The organism is Shinella sp. GW821-FHT10F02, from assembly GCF_058809275.1.
In genome coordinates this window covers 58,754-75,280 of record NZ_JBXASL010000005.1, presented here as the reverse complement: position 1 = coordinate 75,280, position 16,527 = coordinate 58,754, and the positions used below count along the sequence as shown (strand labels likewise).

General features: G+C 64.4%; 18 protein-coding genes. 12 read left to right on the top strand and 6 right to left on the bottom strand.

Annotated features, from left to right (window positions below; all coding sequences use genetic code 11):
- Positions 1 to 150 precede the first annotated feature (150 nt).
- Both hemJ and hemE read right to left on the bottom strand, forming a co-directional pair.
- The gene (gene hemJ / locus AC1RWL_RS16575; protein ID WP_493095573.1) at positions 151 to 690 is read right to left on the bottom strand and encodes a protoporphyrinogen oxidase HemJ; all 540 of its coding nucleotides are present in this window, start codon (positions 688 to 690) and stop codon (positions 151 to 153) included.
- On the bottom strand, positions 687 to 1,721 hold the full coding sequence (gene hemE / locus AC1RWL_RS16570) for a uroporphyrinogen decarboxylase (RefSeq protein ID WP_493095574.1): 1,035 nt from the start codon (positions 1,719 to 1,721) through the stop codon (positions 687 to 689). Before hemE ends, hemJ begins: the two co-directional genes overlap by 4 nt.
- A 404-nt stretch (positions 1,722 to 2,125) precedes the next feature.
- Between hemE and AC1RWL_RS16565 the strand changes: the two genes are divergently transcribed.
- From AC1RWL_RS16565 to dnaQ, 5 genes are read left to right on the top strand one after another with little or no spacing between them, the layout of a single operon-like run.
- On the top strand, positions 2,126 to 2,947 hold the full coding sequence (locus tag AC1RWL_RS16565) for a pyruvate, water dikinase regulatory protein (protein ID WP_493095575.1): 822 nt from the start codon (positions 2,126 to 2,128) through the stop codon (positions 2,945 to 2,947).
- 27 nt (positions 2,948 to 2,974) lie between these two features.
- Positions 2,975 to 3,571, top strand: coding sequence for a Maf-like protein (locus AC1RWL_RS16560; protein ID WP_493095576.1), 597 nt, complete (start codon positions 2,975 to 2,977; stop codon positions 3,569 to 3,571).
- Positions 3,564 to 4,424, top strand: coding sequence for a shikimate dehydrogenase (locus AC1RWL_RS16555; protein WP_493095577.1), 861 nt, complete (start codon positions 3,564 to 3,566; stop codon positions 4,422 to 4,424). The genes AC1RWL_RS16560 and AC1RWL_RS16555 overlap by 8 nt, the downstream gene beginning before the upstream one ends.
- Positions 4,421 to 5,008 (top strand): dephospho-CoA kinase, encoded by a 588-nt coding sequence (coaE, locus tag AC1RWL_RS16550; RefSeq protein ID WP_493095578.1) that lies wholly within the window; start codon positions 4,421 to 4,423, stop codon positions 5,006 to 5,008. Before AC1RWL_RS16555 ends, coaE begins: the two co-directional genes overlap by 4 nt.
- Entirely contained in the window at positions 5,008 to 5,712 is a 705-nt protein-coding gene (dnaQ, locus tag AC1RWL_RS16545) for a DNA polymerase III subunit epsilon (RefSeq protein WP_493095579.1), read from the top strand. The genes coaE and dnaQ overlap by 1 nt, the downstream gene beginning before the upstream one ends.
- 87 nt (positions 5,713 to 5,799) lie before the next feature.
- Here the strand turns inward: dnaQ and secB are convergent, their stop codons facing one another.
- On the bottom strand, positions 5,800 to 6,276 hold the full coding sequence (gene secB, locus AC1RWL_RS16540; protein WP_256120455.1) for a protein-export chaperone SecB: 477 nt from the start codon (positions 6,274 to 6,276) through the stop codon (positions 5,800 to 5,802).
- Between the two features lie 94 nt (positions 6,277 to 6,370).
- Positions 6,371 to 6,841, bottom strand: a complete 471-nt coding sequence (locus AC1RWL_RS16535) for an FxsA family protein (RefSeq protein WP_493095580.1) — start codon at positions 6,839 to 6,841, stop codon at positions 6,371 to 6,373.
- 144 nt (positions 6,842 to 6,985) lie between these two features.
- On the opposite strand from AC1RWL_RS16535, the gene AC1RWL_RS16530 reads away from it, so the two are divergent.
- The 5 genes from AC1RWL_RS16530 (at position 6,986) to gyrB (ending at position 12,315) form a co-directional block, all read left to right on the top strand.
- A complete protein-coding gene (locus tag AC1RWL_RS16530) occupies positions 6,986 to 7,690 on the top strand; it encodes a Tim44/TimA family putative adaptor protein (RefSeq protein ID WP_256120453.1) in 705 nt (234 codons plus the stop codon).
- A gap of 13 nt (positions 7,691 to 7,703) precedes the next feature.
- Complete coding sequence (gene mltA, locus AC1RWL_RS16525) at positions 7,704 to 8,819, top strand: murein transglycosylase A (protein WP_493095581.1); 1,116 nt, start codon at positions 7,704 to 7,706, stop codon at positions 8,817 to 8,819.
- On the top strand, positions 8,806 to 9,372 hold the full coding sequence (locus tag AC1RWL_RS16520) for a Smr/MutS family protein (RefSeq protein WP_493095582.1): 567 nt from the start codon (positions 8,806 to 8,808) through the stop codon (positions 9,370 to 9,372). Before mltA ends, AC1RWL_RS16520 begins: the two co-directional genes overlap by 14 nt.
- Entirely contained in the window at positions 9,369 to 9,749 is a 381-nt protein-coding gene (locus tag AC1RWL_RS16515; RefSeq protein ID WP_256120450.1) for a helix-turn-helix domain-containing protein, read from the top strand. Before AC1RWL_RS16520 ends, AC1RWL_RS16515 begins: the two co-directional genes overlap by 4 nt.
- 133 nt (positions 9,750 to 9,882) lie before the next feature.
- Entirely contained in the window at positions 9,883 to 12,315 is a 2,433-nt protein-coding gene (gene gyrB, locus AC1RWL_RS16510; protein WP_493095583.1) for a DNA topoisomerase (ATP-hydrolyzing) subunit B, read from the top strand.
- A gap of 42 nt (positions 12,316 to 12,357) precedes the next feature.
- On the opposite strand, the gene AC1RWL_RS16505 is transcribed toward gyrB, so the two are convergent.
- Positions 12,358 to 12,951, bottom strand: a complete 594-nt coding sequence (locus AC1RWL_RS16505; protein WP_493095584.1) for a nitroreductase family protein — start codon at positions 12,949 to 12,951, stop codon at positions 12,358 to 12,360.
- A 164-nt stretch (positions 12,952 to 13,115) separates the two neighbouring features.
- On the opposite strand from AC1RWL_RS16505, the gene gabD reads away from it, so the two are divergent.
- Together gabD and AC1RWL_RS16495 are read left to right on the top strand one after the other, a co-directional pair.
- A complete protein-coding gene (gabD, locus tag AC1RWL_RS16500; protein WP_493095585.1) occupies positions 13,116 to 14,567 on the top strand; it encodes an NADP-dependent succinate-semialdehyde dehydrogenase in 1,452 nt (483 codons plus the stop codon).
- Positions 14,568 to 14,635: 68 nt separating this feature from the next.
- The gene (locus AC1RWL_RS16495; RefSeq protein ID WP_493095586.1) at positions 14,636 to 15,433 is read left to right on the top strand and encodes an aldolase/citrate lyase family protein; all 798 of its coding nucleotides are present in this window, start codon (positions 14,636 to 14,638) and stop codon (positions 15,431 to 15,433) included.
- On the opposite strand, the gene AC1RWL_RS16490 is transcribed toward AC1RWL_RS16495, so the two are convergent.
- Positions 15,427 to 16,518, bottom strand: coding sequence for a mannitol dehydrogenase family protein (locus AC1RWL_RS16490; protein ID WP_493095587.1), 1,092 nt, complete (start codon positions 16,516 to 16,518; stop codon positions 15,427 to 15,429). The genes AC1RWL_RS16495 and AC1RWL_RS16490 overlap by 7 nt on opposite strands.
- Between the last annotated feature and the right edge of the window lie 9 nt (positions 16,519 to 16,527).

The window sequence follows — 16,527 nt, the reverse complement described above, 5'->3', positions numbered from 1 at the left end:
CGTGCGGGTCAAGGACGAACTGCGCGGGGTCCGGTGCAGTCCACTGAACGAAGTCACATGCCACGAGAGATGAGATGCGCGGAAAATAGCTGTTCCGGTCGATGCTCGCAAGGGGGCTTGGGAATTTCGTCGGTTTTGTTGCAGACGGCCTCAGAACGGTTTGACGACGACGAGCACGACGATGAGGATCATCAGGAGCGCCGGCGCCTCGTTCCAGAACCGCCACTGCCGGCCGGTCTTGGTGTTGCGGTCTTCGGCGAAGGCCTTTACGGCGCGGCCGTAATATTGGTGGACGCCGGTCAGGAGCACGACGAAGGCGAGCTTGGCATGCAGCCAGCCGCCCTGGAAACCGTAAACCGACCAGGCGAGATAGAGGCCGAGCAGCCAGGCAAGGCCCATCGCGGGCTGCATGATGACCCGGTAGAGCCGCCGTTCCATCACCTTGAAGGTTTCCGACTGGGCGGAACCGGCGGGCGCATCGGTGTGGTAGACGAAGAGGCGCGGCAGGTAGAGCAGGCCCGACATCCAGGAGATGACGGCGATGATATGCAGCGCCTTGATCCACAGGTAGAGATCATCCGGCGGATAGGCAATCAGGACGACCGCTAGCAGGGCGAAAAGCGTCAGCGCGACGGCGGCGCGCAGCCGCGCGCGGCGCCCGGCGCTCTCGCCCGTCTGCTTCTCACTCACCGGGCTTCTCCACGCACCCGCGCCACGAGGCGGGCGACGTTTTCGGGATCCGCCTGCGGCGTGATGCCATGGCCGAGATTGAAGATCAGCGGGCCGTTTCCGAGGGCTTGCAGGATGGCGTCGATGCCGTCGTCAAGCGCCGCACCGCCGGCAACGACCCGCATCGGATCGAGATTGCCCTGGACGGGGCCGTCCTTCTGCAATTCGGCGGCGACGGAAAGCGGCACCGACCAGTCGAGGCCGATGGCGTCCGCGCCGGTCTGCTGCCGGTAGGATTTCAGGAGCAGGCCGGCACCCTTGGCAAACGCGATGATCTTGGCCTGTGGGCGGCGGGCTTTGACCGAAGCGATGATCCGCTGCACCGGGCGCACGGCGAAATCGGCGAATTCCCGCTCGCCGAGAACACCGGCCCAGGAATCGAATATCTGCACCGCATCGGCGCCGGCATCGATCTGGGCGACCAGATAATCGGCCGAGAGTTCCGCAAGCACGTCGAGCAGGCGTGCGAAGGCGCGCGGCTCGCGATAAGCGAAAAGCCGGGCCGGCGCCTGATCGGGCGTGCCATGACCGGCGATCATGTAGGTCGCAACGGTCCAGGGGGCGCCGCAGAAGCCGAGCAGCGCCGTTTCCTCGGGCAGGGCCCCTCGGATGCGAGAGACCGCGTCCATGACCGGCTGCAGGTGATTTGCGACAGTGTCGCCCTTCAGGGCCAGGATGCCATCGACGTCGATCGGATCGAGCCGCGGGCCGTGGCCCTCTTCGAAGCGGACATTGCGCTTCAACGCATCCGGAATGACGAGGATATCGGAAAACAGGATCGCCGCATCGAAGCCGTAGCGCCGGATCGGCTGGAGCGTCACCTCCGTTGCCAGCTCCGGCGAATAACAGAGATCGAGGAAACTCCCTGCCCGTGCGCGCACTTCTCGATATTCCGGCAGGTAACGCCCAGCCTGGCGCATTAGCCAGAGGGGAGGGGGAGAGACCGTCTTGCCATTCAGCACATCGACGATCTTCCGGCTTTTCACTGACACCGCAGGGTTCTCCCAATAAAGAAATAATCTCTTTTAAGAAGGTTTCTATTTCTTAGAGTCGGTGACTATCAAGGATTAAATCCTCTCCACAGGAAGCCGACTTCCGCACACAGGCACCGGAAAAGTTCGTGGCTGTACGATGTTTTCGGCGGCAAAACAGGGAAAACCGGATTCCGTTCATAGAATCAAAACGATCTGGCGGCGCTCGAAAAAGCCTTCCTGTGGATGAGTTGTGGAGAAGCGCGACACTTTGCCCGTCGGTGAGTCTTATCCACATGGCCGTCCGATCCCTCTCCCCCTTTGCGCCATTTGTGGATAAATCGGCACTTGTCCTCTTGCCTCCGGACCCCTCCCGTTCTTAGCTCCTGGCTGTCCCGGTTCATCAACAGGGGGCGGAGGATATTGTGGAAAGCACCAAAAACTACTTCCATCTCCACCTGATTTCGGACTCGACGGGCGAGACTCTTATTGCGGCCGGGCGCGCGGTGGCGGCGCAGTTCCAGTCCTCGCAGGCGCTCGAACATGTCTATCCGCTGATCCGCAACCGCAAGCAGCTCATGCCCGTGCTCGATGCCATCGATGGCGCGCCGGGCATCGTGCTCTACACGATCGTCGACCGGGACCTGTCGCAGATCATCGACCAGCGCTGCCGGGAGATGGGCGTGCCCTGCGTCTCCGTGCTGGAACCGGTGATCGATCTGTTCCAGTCCTATCTCGGTGCGCCGTCGCGGCGCCGGGTGGGCGCGCAGCATGTAATGGACGCGGATTATTTCGCGCGCATCGATGCACTGAATTTCACGATGGACCACGACGACGGGCAATTGCCGGCCGATCTGGACGAGGCGGACGTCATTCTTGTCGGCATCAGCCGGACGTCGAAGACGCCGACGAGCATCTATCTCGCCAACCGCGGCATCAAGACGGCGAATGTGCCGATCGTGCTGGGCGTGCCGCTGCCGGACCGGCTGTCGAGCGCGACCAAGCCGTTGATCGTCGGCCTGATCGCCACGACGGACCGGATTTCCCAGGTGCGGCAGAACCGGGTGCTCGGCCAGGCGCAGGGTTTTCGCGGCGAGGATTATGTCGACCGGGCGCAGATTTCCGAAGAGCTGAAATTTGCGCGCGCGCTCTGCACGCGCAACAACTGGCCGATCATCGATGTCACCCGCCGCTCGATCGAGGAAACCGCGGCGGCCATCGTTGCTCTTCGGCCCAAGCTCCGCTAACGCGGGGCGCACAATGGAGATCTCTCGATGACGCCGCTGATCCTCGCCTCGCAAAGTCCCTTCCGGCGCATGCTGATGGAGAATGCCGGGCTGGCCTTCGAAACGCGGGCGGCCGAGATCGACGAGCGTGCGGTGGAAGCCGCGCTCGCCGTGCGCAATCCCACACCGCCCCAGGTCGCCGAGGCGCTGGCGATCGAAAAGGCGCAGGATGTCGCGCGCCGCTGTCCGGGCGCTCTCGTCATCGGTTCGGACCAGACGCTTTCGCTTGACGGCCGGGTGTTTCACAAGCCGGCGGATATGGCCGAGGCGACGTCGCATCTGACGGCCATGTCCGGGCGCACCCATGCCCTGAACTGCGGCATCGCGCTGGTGCGGGATGGTCAAACCCTCTGGAGCCATGTCTCCATCGCGCATCTCACGATGCGTCCGCTGTCGGCGCCTTTTATCGATCGTCATCTTGGGCGGGTCGGCGAGCGGGTTCTGGCGAGCGTCGGCGCCTATCAGCTCGAAGGGGAGGGCGTGCAGCTTTTCGAGCGGATTGACGGCGATTATTTCACCATTCTCGGCCTGCCACTGCTTCCGTTGCTGGCTAAACTTCGCGAACTCGGTGCCATCGATGCATGATTCACGTGAAACATTCACCCGCCATGCCTTCGTCACCGGCTATCCGGTCAAACATTCCCGCTCGCCGCTGATCCACGGGTACTGGCTGGAAACGCTGGGTTTGGCGGGCTCGTATACGCGGCAGGAAGTGAAGCCGGAGGATTTTGCCGGCTTCCTATCCCGGTTGAAAAGCGGTGAATCCGGCTTCGTTGGCGGTAACGTGACCATCCCGCACAAGGAGCTGGCGTTTCGCCTGGCCGACAAGCCGGATGCGTTGAGCGAGGAACTCGGCGCCTCGAACACGCTCTGGCTCGAGGAGGGCGCGCTGCATGCCACCAACACGGACGGCTTTGGTTTCCTTGCCAATCTCGATGCGACGGCGCCGGGTTGGGACAGGACGGACCGGGCCGTCATTCTGGGTGCGGGTGGCGCCAGCCGGGCGATCATCCAGGCGGTGCGTGACCGGGGTGTCGGCGAAATCCATGTGGTGAACCGCACCGTCGAGCGCGCTGAGGAGCTGGCCGCCCGTTTCGGGCCGAAGGTGCACGCCCATGCCATGCCGGCTTTGGCCGAAGTCTCGACGGGCGCCGGGTTGTTCGTCAACACGACCTCGCTCGGCATGGACGGCGAGGCGGCGCCGGATTTCGACTTCTCGCCGCTGGCAGGCGGAGCGGTGGTGACGGATATCGTCTATGTGCCCCTGATCACGCCGATCCTTCGCCAGGCGGCGGAGCAGGGTTTTGCCACGGTGGATGGTCTCGGCATGTTGCTGCACCAGGCGGCGCCCGGCTTTGAAAAATGGTTCGGCACGCGGCCCGTCGTCGATGCGGCGCTGCGCCGGCTGATCCTTGCCGACATGGAGACGCATGCATGATCGTGCTCGGCCTCACAGGATCGATCGGCACGGGCAAGTCGACGACCGCGGCGATGTTCCATGATCTCGGCGTGCCGGTGCACGATGCGGATGCGACGGTGCACGACCTCTATCGAAGCGAGGCCGTCGCCCCCGTCGCCGCGCATTTTCCGGAAGCACTGAAGGATGGGGCCATCGACCGCAAGGCGCTCTCTGCGGTTCTGGCGCAATCGCCCGAGCGGTTCCGCGAGCTGGAAGCGATCATCCATCCGCTGGTGCGGGCGCGGGAAAAGGCCTTTCTCGATGCCGAGCGGCAGAAAGGCTCGGCGCTCGTCCTGCTCGATATCCCGCTGCTCTACGAAACGGGCGGCGAGGCGCGGGTCGACAAGGTCGTCGTCGTGACCTGCGATCCGGAGACCCAGCGCCAGCGCGTGCTCGCCCGCCCCGGCATGACGGAGGAAAAGTTCGCGCTCATCCTGTCGCGGCAGATGCCGGATGCGGAAAAGCGCCTCCGCGCCGATTTCCTCATCCATACGGACGGGGGGCTTGAAGCGGCGCGCAAACAGGTGGAAGAGGTAATCAATACCCTGAAGGAACGGCACTGATGCGCGAGATCATCTTCGATACGGAAACGACCGGCCTCGACAGCAAGCTCGACCGCGTCATCGAAATCGGCGGCGTCGAACTGGAAAACCATTTCCCGACCGGCAAGACCCTGCACCTCTATGTCAATCCCGGCGACCGCAAGGTCCATCCCGATGCACTCGCGGTGCACGGCATCACGGACGAATCGCTGAAGGACAAGCCGGTCTTCGCCGACGTTGTGGAGGCGATCCTGGACTTCTTCGGCGAGGCCCGCTGGGTGGCGCACAATGCCAACTTCGACATGGGCTTTATCAATGCCGAGCTCGACCGGCTCGGCCGGCCGCCGATCCTGCAGGAGCGGGTGACGGACACGCTGGCGCTGGCGCGCCGGAAACACCCGATGGGGCCGAACTCGCTCGATGCGCTCTGCCGGCGCTACGGCATCGACAATTCGCACCGCACGCGCCACGGCGCGCTGCTCGACTCCGAACTGCTGGCCGAAGTCTATATCGAGATGATCGGCGGCCGGCAGGCGGCCCTTGGCCTCGGCTCGGCGGAAAGCGGCCGCAAGACGCTTGTCGAGACGGAAGACGAGGTCATCCAGCCGCTCGGCGTGCGGCCGAAGCCGCTGGCCCCAAGGTTGACCGAGGAAGAGCGCGCCGCCCATGCGGCCATGGTCGCCACGATGCGCGACAAGGCGATCTGGGCGAAATACGAAGCCTGAAGCCAAAGCGAATCAAAAGAAACTCGGCAAAGAAAAACCCCCGGCCACTGGGTAGCCGGGGGTTTTTCCTTTGAAGTCGATGGGGCCTTAGTTGGCCTGAACCTTCGCCTTGACCTGTTCTTCGGCCATGCGCTGGGTGAACATCTGTGCGAAATCGATCGGGTCGATCATCAGCGGCGGGAAGCCGCCGTTGCGGGTCGCGTCGGAGATGATCTGGCGGGCGAAGGGGAAGAGCAGGCGCGGGCACTCGATGAAGAGCACCGGCAGCATGTGTTCCTGCGGGAAGCCGGTGACGCGGAAGACGCCGCCATAGGCGAGCTCGGCGTTGAACAGCATCTTGTCGCCGTCCTTGGCCTCTGCGTTCAGCGAGAGGATGACGTCGAAGTCCGTTTCCGACATCGGGTTGGCATTGACGTTGACGCTGATATTGATCGCCGGGGCCTTGTCACGGGCCTGGAGCGACCGCGGTGCACCGGGGTTTTCGAAGGAGAAGTCCTTCACATACTGCGCCAGGATGTTGAGCGAGGGGCTCGCGGCGTTGTTCTCGGTTGCTGCGTCGGTCATGGAAAGATCCTCGGGGACTCTGGAAAGTCAGGCCATCTAGCATTTCAGCCCCGGCCTTACAACCCTGGGCCTTCCGCCCGCCCGCCCTTTGCCCTCAGGGCCGGTCGTCGCGCTGGAAGTCCGTTTCGTCGAGATCGATCGTGCGCTGCGGGCCGGTTTTCGGCCGGTTGTCTGGCCGGGTATCTTGCCGCGCGCCGCCGATATCGACCACGACGACGTTGCGCATCAGCCGGTTCCAGAGAAAGGTGCGCACCGGCGGCAGGAACAGCGCGAGGCCGACGATATCGGTGAGGAAGCCGGGGATCAAAAGCAGGATGCCGGCAACGACGATCATCGCCCCGTCGAGCAGCTCCTTGCCGGGCGCGCGGCCGGTCTGTGCCGATTGCCGCAGCCGTGTCAGCACGCCGAAACCCTGGATGCGCATCAAAACGATGCCGACGACGGCCGACAGTACGACCAGCGACAGGGTGGAAAAAAGCCCGATCCGCCGCCCGACCAGAATGAAACAGGCGATCTCCGCGAGCGGCAGCAGAAGAATGAAGAAAGGAATAAGAAGTCTCAGCATGCCCCGTAATCTCGCACAGATTCGCGCGTGCCGATACTGGCGGCACGGTTTCGGCCGCTTTCACGTCATCGCCATTTGAATGATCGGTCTTTGCGGACTATATGGGGAAGGAACAAGAAAAACCAAAACGGCTGCGGATCGATAATGGGCTCATTCGACTTTGTAACGATTTTCTTCCTGGTGGCTGCGGTTGTCATCTTCCTGCAGCTGCGCAGCGTGCTCGGCCGGCGTACCGGCAGCGAGCGCCCGCCGTTCGATCCGTACTCCAAGCGCGAGACCGTCAGCGAGGCTGATTCGGCCGATCGCGGCAAGGTGGTCACGCTGCCGCGGCGCGATGGCTCGGACGAAGAGGAAAATCCCTACGCCTCCGTCGATGGCTTTGCCGCCCCCGGCACGCCCCTCAACGAGCAGCTGCGCTCGGTGGTCAAGGTCGATCCTTCCTTCAACCCGAAGGAATTCGTCAATGGCGCCCGCATGGCCTATGAGATGATCGTCGTCGCTTTTGCCGACGGCGACCGCAAGGCGCTGAAGAACCTGCTGTCGCGCGAAGTCTACGAGGGTTTCGACGCCGCCATCTCGGAACGCGAGAGCAAGGGCGAGGTCGTGCGCTCCAGCTTCGTCGGCATCGAGAAGGCCGATATCGTCAGCGCCGAGGTCAAGGACAGCGAAGTCAACGTGACGCTGCGCATCATCAGCCAGTTGATTTCCGCCACCTATGACAAATCGGGTGCGCTGGTCGAAGGCGATGCGGAGACGGTGGCCGAGGTCAACGACCTCTGGACCTTCGCCCGCGATATCCGCTCGCGCGACCCGAACTGGAAGCTGATCGCCACCGAATCGGAAGGCTGAGCGGGGCCAAGCCATGGAGTATCGCCTGGTTCCGGCCCGGTTTTCGGCGCTTCCCGGCTGGGACGAGGACGACCCGACGCCGCTGATGGCGGCGATGGGCCGCTGTCGTGACCACATCCGTACCGTAAAACCCTACAAGACAGGCTCGCTCGGCATCACCGCCGGCGAGCTTTTGGTGTTGCTGGATGCAGCAGCGGCGGAAAAGCCGGAGGGTGCGGCGGCGGTGCGCGCTTTCTTCGAGGCGCATTGCGTGCCGTTCCTGATCGAGAAGGCGGATGGCTCCCCCGGTTTCGTCACCGCCTTCTACGAGCCGGAAGTGGCGGTGCGCGCCGCGCCGGATGCGGAATACCGCTATCCCTTCTATGCCCGGCCGGACGACCTGATCGATATCGACGACGCCAATCGCCCGGCCGGTTTCGCGCCGGGTTTTGCATTTGGGCTGCAAAAGGGCGGAGAGATCGTCGAGCATCCGGATCGCGGCGAGATCGAGCGCGGCTACCTCGCCGGCCGCGGGCTGGAAATCGCCTATGCGCGCTCCAAGGTGGATGTGTTCTTCGCCCATGTGCAGGGTGCTGCCCGTCTCGTCTATCCGGACGGCGCGATGAAGCGCATCACCTATGCGGGCAAGTCGGGCCATCCTTTCTCGCCGATCGGCAAGCTCCTGATCGATCGCGGCGAAATCGACGCGGCCACCGTCTCCATGGCCTCGATCCGCGACTGGCTGGCGCGGCATGAGGATCAGGTGGACGAGGTACTGTGGCACAACCGCTCCTTCATCTTCTTCAAGGAAGCCGCGGTCGACGATCCGTCGCTCGGGCCGATCGCCGCCGCCAAGGTGCCGCTCGTCGCCGGCCGCTCGCTGGCGGTGGATCGGCTGATCCACACCTTCGGCCTGCCCTTCTTCCTGTCGAGCGACAGCCTCACCCATATGGACGGCGGCAAACCCTTCCGGCGGCTGATGCTGGCGCTCGATACCGGCACCGCGATCGTCGGCCCGGCGCGCGGCGATATTTTCACCGGCTCGGGCGATGCGGCGGGGGCGCTGGCGGGCCATGTCCGCAATGCCGCGACCTTCCACATCCTCATCCCCAGGGCGGCGGCGGAGAGATACCTCCATGCCGAAGGATAAGGCGCTCTCCAGCGAAGACCGCATCCTCTGGGGCAAGGTGGCGCGCAGCACGCGGGCAATGCCGGGCAAGCTCGATGCCTTGACGGAGTTCGAGGCGGCCTTTGTCGAAAAGCCCGGGGCGCAGAAGCCGCCGGAGCCGGAACCGAAGAAGAAGCCCGGCAGGGCGGCCGACGGCATCGCGCTCACCCCGTCGCGCGACAAGGAGGTCCGGCACCACCCGATGGAGCGCCCGGTCAAGCGCAAGATCGCCAAGGGACATCTGGCACTGGAAGCGCGCATCGACCTGCACGGCATGATCCAGAGCGAGGCGCACGGCTTCCTGCTCGGCTTCCTCATCAAGGCGCATGAGCGGGGCCTGCGCCATGTGCTGGTCATCACCGGCAAGGGCACCTCGCTCGGCAGCGACGGTGCCTTGAAGCGCGCGGTGCCTCTGTGGTTTTCGCTGCCGGAGTTCCGTCCGCTGATCTCCTCCTACGAGCCGGCGGCGCGCAACCATGGCGGCGAGGGCGCGCTCTATGTGCGCCTTGCCCGTCATCCGGGGGAGAAGCGATGACGACACCTTTCGGCAAGGCCGTGCGGCACCTGCGTGACCGCAAGGGCGTCTCGCAGAAGGAGATGGCGCTGGCGCTCGGCGTCAGTCCGGCCTATCTTTCGGCGCTGGAGCATGGACGGCGCGGAACGCCGAGCTTCGATTTCCTCCAGCGCGTCGCCGGTTATTTCAACGTGATCTGGGACGAGGCGGAAGAACTTTTCCGCATTGCGCAGATTTCCGACCCACGCGTCGTGGTCGATACGGCCGGCCTTCCGCCGGAATATACGGCCTTTGCCAACCGGCTTTCGGCTGAAATCGGCAGCCTGCCGCCCGAGACGGTGCGTCGCCTCGCTGGCATTCTCGAAAAAGCATGCAATTCCCGGGCAAAACCCCGTTGATCCCCTGAATTCTGCCGTGTTTACCCCCTCTCTGATTTGGAACTTCAGGGCAAAATCCCTATATTCGCAAGATCCGGAAAGCCGTGATTCGCCGCGCTTCCCGCCTTCCGCGACAACCTGGAAAGACTTCTGAATGACTGACACACCCGAGACCGAAAACGGCCCGGCCGAGTATGGCGCAGATTCGATCAAGGTCCTGAAGGGGCTTGATGCGGTGCGCAAGCGCCCGGGCATGTATATCGGTGACACGGATGACGGTTCGGGTCTGCATCACATGGTCTACGAAGTCGTCGACAACGCGATCGACGAGGCGCTGGCCGGCCATGCGGATATCGTGACCGTCACGCTGAATGCGGACGGTTCCGTGACGGTAACCGACAACGGCCGCGGCATCCCGACCGACATCCACAAGGAAGAGGGCGTTTCGGCGGCCGAGGTCATCATGACCCAGCTCCATGCCGGCGGTAAGTTCGACCAGAATTCCTACAAGGTTTCGGGCGGCCTGCACGGCGTGGGCGTTTCCGTGGTGAATGCGCTGTCCGTCAAGCTGAAGCTGAAGATCCGTCGCGCGGGAAAAATCCACGAGATGAGTTTTACCCATGGCGTGTCCGACAGCCCGCTGGTGGTGACCGGCGAATGCGGCGACGAGACCGGCACGGAAGTGACCTTCCTGCCCTCGTCGGACACGTTCACCAACATCGAATTCGTCTATTCGACGCTGGAACACCGCCTGCGCGAACTCGCCTTCCTGAATTCCGGCGTGCGCATCCTGCTCACCGATCGCCGCCACTCGGATATCAAGCAGGACGAACTGATGTATGAGGGCGGCCTGGAAGCCTTCGTGCACTATCTCGACCGCGCCAAGAAGTCGCTGGTCTCCAAGCCCATCGCCATCCGCGGCGAAAAGGACGGCATCACCGTCGAAGTGGCCATGTGGTGGAACGACAGCTACCACGAGAACGTGCTCTGCTTCACCAACAACATCCCGCAGCGCGACGGCGGCACGCATATGGCGGGCTTCCGCGGCGCGCTGACCCGCCAGGTCGTTTCCTATGCCGATACGTCCGGCATCATGAAGCGCGAGAAGGTGACGCTGCAGGGCGAGGATTGCCGCGAAGGCCTGACGGCGGTGCTGTCGGTCAAGGTGCCGGACCCGAAGTTCTCCTCGCAGACCAAGGACAAGCTCGTCTCGTCCGAGGTTCGCCCGGTTGTCGAAAACCTCGTCAACGAGGCGCTCTCCACCTGGTTCGAGGAACATCCGTCGGACGCGAAAATCCTCGTCGGCAAGGTTGTGGAAGCAGCCGCCGCCCGCGAAGCCGCGCGCAAGGCCCGCGAACTGACGCGGCGCAAGGGCGCGCTCGACATCTCGTCGCTGCCCGGCAAGCTCGCCGACTGCTCCGAGCGCGACCCGGCAAAGTCGGAGGTCTTCCTCGTCGAGGGTGATTCGGCCGGCGGTTCGGCCAAGCAGGGCCGCTCGCGCGAAAACCAGGCCATTCTCCCTCTGCGCGGAAAAATCCTGAACGTCGAGCGCGCGCGTTTCGACAAGATGCTGTCCAGCCAGGAAATCGGCACGCTGATCACCGCGCTCGGCACGTCGATCGGCAAGGACGAGTTCAACGCCGACAAGCTGCGCTACCACAAGATCATCATCATGACGGACGCCGACGTCGACGGCGCCCATATCCGCACCCTGCTGCTCACCTTCTTCTTCCGGCAGATGCCGGAGCTGATCGAGCGCGGCCACCTCTACATCGCCCAGCCGCCGCTCTATAAGGTGGCGCGCGGCAAATCGAGCCAGTACCTGAAGGACGAGAAGGCGCTGGAAGAGTACCTGATCAATGCGGGCCTCGACGATGCGACGCTTGAGCTTGGCTCCGGCGAGGTGCGTGCCGGCCAGGATATCCGCGAGCTGATCCAGGATGCGCTGCGCCTGCGCACGCTGATCGACGGCCTGCATTCGCGCTACAGCCGCTCGATCGTCGAACAGGCGGCGATTACCGGGGCGTTGAACCTCGAACTCAGCCATGACCGCGACGCTTTTGCCGCCAAGGCGCAGGAGGTGGCCCGCCGCCTCGACCTGATCGCCGAGGAGACCGAACGCGGCTGGACCGGCTCGGTCGCGACGGATGGTGGCCTCCGCTTCGAGCGCATGGTGCGCGGCGTCAAGGAATTCGCCCATATCGACATGGCGCTGATCGGCTCGGCCGATGCCCGCCACATCGACCAGCTCTCGGCGCGCTTCCTGGACACCTACACGGTGCAGCCGGTGTTGCGCCGCAAGGACGGCCAGGTGGAAATCACCGGTCCGCGCGCCCTTCTCGACGCCGTCTTCGCCGCCGGCCGCAAGGGCCTGTCGATGCAGCGCTACAAGGGTCTCGGCGAGATGAATGCCGAGCAGCTCTGGGAAACGACGCTCGACCCGAACGTCCGCTCGCTCCTGCAGGTCAGGGTTCCGGATGCGACGGATGCCGACGGCCTCTTCGCCCGTCTCATGGGCGACGAGGTAGAGCCGCGCCGCGACTTTATCCAGGAAAATGCGCTGAGCGTCGCCAACCTCGACATCTGATCCCTAAAGAGCCGCCGAAAGGCGGCTCTTTCATTTTCGGGGTCAGGCGGAAAACCGGCCTTCGGAAATGAACTCTTCGACCGGCTTGCGCCCGCTCGGCACCTCGCGCTTCATCAGGTCCTCCGGCAGCGTCTCCTTCGGCGCGATCTTGCCGATGGCGACCGCCGCCTCCACGCGAAAACCTTCCGGAACACCCAGAACGTCCATGGCCTTCGCGCGGTCGATGCCGCCCATGCCGTGGGCGTGATAGCCGGCGTGGATGGCCTGGAGGGCGAGATAGGCCCAGGCAGCCCCCGTATCGAAGGCATGGGTATAGGCCGGGCGCATTTCGCCGTCGGCATTCTTGCGGTGGGTCTGGGAGATGATCACGGCGAGTACCGCGGCCTTGTCCGCCCAGCGGCGGTTGCCCTCGTCGAGCGTCTGGTAGATCGTCTCGAAGGCCTCGGTGCCGCGATGGCCGTAGACGAAGCGCCAGGGCTGGCCGTTGGCGGCCGAGGGCGCCCAGCGCGCCGCCTCGAACAGGGACAGCAGCGTCTCCTGCGGCATGGCCTCGCCGGTGAAGGCGCGCGGCGACCAGCGGTCGAGGAAAATGGGGTCGATGGCGTGATCCGCGGTGCGGCCGGTCTTTTCAGTCATTGCAGTCCTCGAATGTGGGTTTTTTCCGGGGCAACTCTAGACCCGGCGCCCGCCGGCGCGAAGCGGTAAAATCACCTCTCTGTCGCATTGTCGAACGGGGGGCGGAGGCAATATAACGCTTGGCGAACACGTCCAAAACGGCATCGCGAAATGGGAGATATCCGATGAGCTTCAAAGACCCGAGCCTGCTTCGCCAGGCAGCCCTGGTGGGCACCCGCTGGATCGAAGCGGATTCGAGCGGCATAGCGGTGAAGAACCCCGCGACCGGCGAACTCGTCGGCTACGTGCCGAAACTGGGCGCGAAGGAGACGAAGGAAGCGATCGACGCCGCCGCTGCCGCCCAGAAGGGCTGGGCCGCCCGCACCGCCAAGGAACGCTCGGCCGTGCTGCGCAAGTGGTTCGACCTGATGATCGAGAACAAGGACGATCTCGGCCGTATCCTGACGATGGAACAGGGCAAGCCGCTGGCGGAAGCCACCGGCGAAATCGTCTATGGTGCGAGCTTCGTCGAGTGGTTCGCCGAAGAGGCGCGCCGCGTCTATGGCGACATCATTCCCGGCCACCAGAAGGACAAGCGCCTCCTGGTGATGAAGCAGCCGATCGGCGTCGTCACGGCGATCACGCCCTGGAATTTCCCGAATGCCATGATCACCCGTAAGGCAGGCCCGGCCTTCGCCGCAGGCTGCGCCATGGTGCTGAAGCCCGCCTCGCAGACGCCGTTTTCCGCCATCGCCATCGCCATCCTCGCAGAACGCGCCGGCCTGCCCGCCGGCCTGTTCAGCGTCATCACGGGTTCGGCCCGCGAGATCGGCGCGGAGATGACCGCCAACCCGATCGTGCGCAAGCTCACCTTCACCGGCTCGACGGAAATCGGCGCCGAACTCTACAAGCAGTGCGCCCCGACCATCAAGAAGCTCGGCCTCGAACTCGGCGGCAACGCGCCCTTCATCGTCTTCGACGATGCGGACCTCGACGCGGCGGTCGAAGGCGCGCTGATCGCCAAATTCCGCAACAACGGCCAGACCTGCGTCTGCGCCAACCGCATCTATGTGCAGGATGCGGTCTATGACGCCTTCTCCGAAAAGCTCGCCACCGCCGTCGGCAAGCTGAAGACCGGCAACGGCTTCGACGAGGGCGTGGTGCTCGGCCCGCTGATCGACCAGTCGGCGCTGGAAAAGGTCGAGGAACACGTTTCCGACGCGCTGAAGAAGGGCGGCCGGGTCGTGCAGGGCGGCAAGCGCCATGCGCTCGGCGGCACCTTCTATGAAGCCACCGTCATCGCCGACGTGACGACGGACATGGCTGTCGCCCGCGAAGAGACTTTTGGACCGGTCGCGCCGCTCTTCCGCTTCCAGGACGAGGACGACGTCATCGCCCAGGCGAACGACACGGAATTCGGCCTCGCCTCCTATTTCTACGCCAAGGAACTGTCGCGCGTCTTCCGCGTCGCCGAAGCGCTGGAATATGGCATGGTGGGCGTCAATACCGGCCTGATCTCCACGGCGGAAGCGCCCTTCGGTGGTGTCAAGCTGTCCGGTGTCGGCCGCGAAGGCTCGAAATACGGCATCGAGGAGTTCATGGAAGTCAAATATGTCTGCCTCGGCGGCATCGCCTGAGCAGCATCCATTGTGAAGACCCGGCCGGCATCACGCCGGCCGGTTTCCGTTTTGAGAGGGAAAAGATCGTGGCAGCACCCAGAAACGCCTTCAAGGCAGCCCTTCGCGAGGGCCGGTTCCAGCTCGGCCTGTGGGTGGCGCTCGGCAGCGCCTATGCCGCGGAAATCCTCTCGGGCAGCGGGTATGACTGGCTGCTGATCGACGGCGAACACGGCCCGAACGACATGCCGCTGATCAGCGCGCAGATCGGCGCGCTGCGTCATTCGCCGAGCCACGCCATGGTGCGCCCGCCGATGGGCGAGGCCTGGCTGCTGAAGCAGCTGCTCGATCAAGGCGCGCAGACCTTCCTCATTCCCATGGTCGAATCGGCGGCCGAGGCGGAGGCGCTGGTGCGCGCCGTGCGCTATCCGCCCCATGGCATTCGCGGCGTCGGCGCCGGCCTTGGCCGCGCCAGCGACTTCAACCGTGTTCCGGATTACCTCGCGACCGCCAATGACGAAATCTGCCTGATCGTGCAGATCGAAAGCCGGGCCGGCCTTGCCGCGATCGACGAGATCGCCGCGGTGGAGGGCGTCGACGGCCTGTTCATCGGCCCGTCGGACCTCGCCGCTGACATGGGCCTGCTGGGCGAGCCCGGCGCGCCGGAGGTTCTGGCGGCCATCACCGATGCCTTCCAGCGCATCAAGGCGGCGGGCAAGGCGCGCGGCATCATGACCGTGTCGCTGCCGCAGGCCGAAATCTACCGCGATCTCGGTGCGGATTTCATGGCGATCGGCACCGACGTCACCTGCCTCGTCTCCGCGGCAGACGGCCTGCGCCGCCGTTTCCTCGGCGAGGAAAAGGCCGGAGAACGCAGCGGCTACTGAGCCGCCGCGATTGCCGTGAGCCTGGGCATCGGCACGTCCGGCGTCCAGGCCTTGAAGTCGACGATGCGGCGAACGAGCTTTTCCGCATGGTGGTTGGCGATCTCGCGCATGCGGTGCTCCAGGAACGGATTGTCGAAGCGCTCCAGCGTGGCCGCGACATAGTCTTCCGCCTGTTTGCCCAGACCCCTGGCAGCAAAGCCCGGAATCACCTCATCACGATAGATCGCAAGCAGCAGCTCCCGAACACCGGCATCGCCAAGGATCACTTTCACCGTCTCCTCCGCCGGCCGGTTCTCCTTCATCCAGATATCCGCCAGCACCGTATGGCCGAGATTGAGGATGTGCAGCTTGAGCTTTTCATAGGGCGTCAGGTCATCGACGACGAGAACGTTCGCGTGTCTGCACGGCACCGTCAGGCCCGGCTGGTTTTCAATCGCCCATAGCGCATAGGGCTCCGCAATCGCACCGGCGGGCTCGATGGGCTCCGAAACGATGCGATCGACCAGCGTATTCGCCCAGATCACCTTCTCCGATAGCCAGGCCGCGAATGAAGAATCCGGGTAACGATCGGCTTGCAGCCCGAGCACCAGCCGCTTCAGCACCTCGCCATTTCGCGAGATGAGTTCGCAGGGAAGCATGGTCAGTGGCCGTCCGCCCGCCTGAAAGCGGGCGTGCAGCAGCGCCAGCAACTTCCCCGGAAAGGACGCCGGCACCGTGCCGGCGAGATCGACTGGCCCGATCCTGTAGCCGGTATCGCCGGTATTGGAGAGCACGACCTCTGCTTCGTCGCAGAAGACGCGGATGACCTCGTCCCAGTCGCTCGCCGTCGAAAGCGTACGGGCGACGCTGGTGACGCGCTGTTCGCGGTTGATCTCCCGGCCGTCCTTGCGCCCGCGCACGATGACAGGAAAGCCGCCCGGTGCCGCAAGGGCCGCAAGCCGGCCGGCGCGCTCAGGCGAGCCCGTCGTCTGGACGACCGTAATGCGGCCAAGCGCTTCGCCCTTCTCCAGCGCTTCGCCGACGAAGAGATCCGCATGGGCCTGCAAAAAGCGGCTGGTTCCGAATTGCAGGATGGGTGTGCGCATGGCGGTCTC

What these genes read in the sequence shown, in the direction of transcription:
- dnaQ (WP_493095579.1), top strand. Translation starts at nt 5,008, where the DNA reads ATGCGCGAGATCATCTTCGATACGGAAACGACCGGCCTCGACAGCAAG.
- gabD (WP_493095585.1), top strand. Translation starts at nt 13,116, where the DNA reads ATGAGCTTCAAAGACCCGAGCCTGCTTCGCCAGGCAGCCCTGGTGGGC.
- AC1RWL_RS16530 (WP_256120453.1), top strand. Translation starts at nt 6,986, where the DNA reads ATGGGCTCATTCGACTTTGTAACGATTTTCTTCCTGGTGGCTGCGGTT.
- AC1RWL_RS16555 (WP_493095577.1), top strand. Translation starts at nt 3,564, where the DNA reads ATGCATGATTCACGTGAAACATTCACCCGCCATGCCTTCGTCACCGGC.
- AC1RWL_RS16515 (WP_256120450.1), top strand. Translation starts at nt 9,369, where the DNA reads ATGACGACACCTTTCGGCAAGGCCGTGCGGCACCTGCGTGACCGCAAG.
- AC1RWL_RS16490 (WP_493095587.1), bottom strand. Translation starts at nt 16,518, where the DNA reads ATGCGCACACCCATCCTGCAATTCGGAACCAGCCGCTTTTTGCAGGCC.
- gyrB (WP_493095583.1), top strand. Translation starts at nt 9,883, where the DNA reads ATGACTGACACACCCGAGACCGAAAACGGCCCGGCCGAGTATGGCGCA.
- AC1RWL_RS16520 (WP_493095582.1), top strand. Translation starts at nt 8,806, where the DNA reads ATGCCGAAGGATAAGGCGCTCTCCAGCGAAGACCGCATCCTCTGGGGC.
- secB (WP_256120455.1), bottom strand. Translation starts at nt 6,276, where the DNA reads ATGACCGACGCAGCAACCGAGAACAACGCCGCGAGCCCCTCGCTCAAC.
- coaE (WP_493095578.1), top strand. Translation starts at nt 4,421, where the DNA reads ATGATCGTGCTCGGCCTCACAGGATCGATCGGCACGGGCAAGTCGACG.
- mltA (WP_493095581.1), top strand. Translation starts at nt 7,704, where the DNA reads ATGGAGTATCGCCTGGTTCCGGCCCGGTTTTCGGCGCTTCCCGGCTGG.
- AC1RWL_RS16505 (WP_493095584.1), bottom strand. Translation starts at nt 12,951, where the DNA reads ATGACTGAAAAGACCGGCCGCACCGCGGATCACGCCATCGACCCCATT.
- AC1RWL_RS16535 (WP_493095580.1), bottom strand. Translation starts at nt 6,841, where the DNA reads ATGCTGAGACTTCTTATTCCTTTCTTCATTCTTCTGCTGCCGCTCGCG.
- AC1RWL_RS16560 (WP_493095576.1), top strand. Translation starts at nt 2,975, where the DNA reads ATGACGCCGCTGATCCTCGCCTCGCAAAGTCCCTTCCGGCGCATGCTG.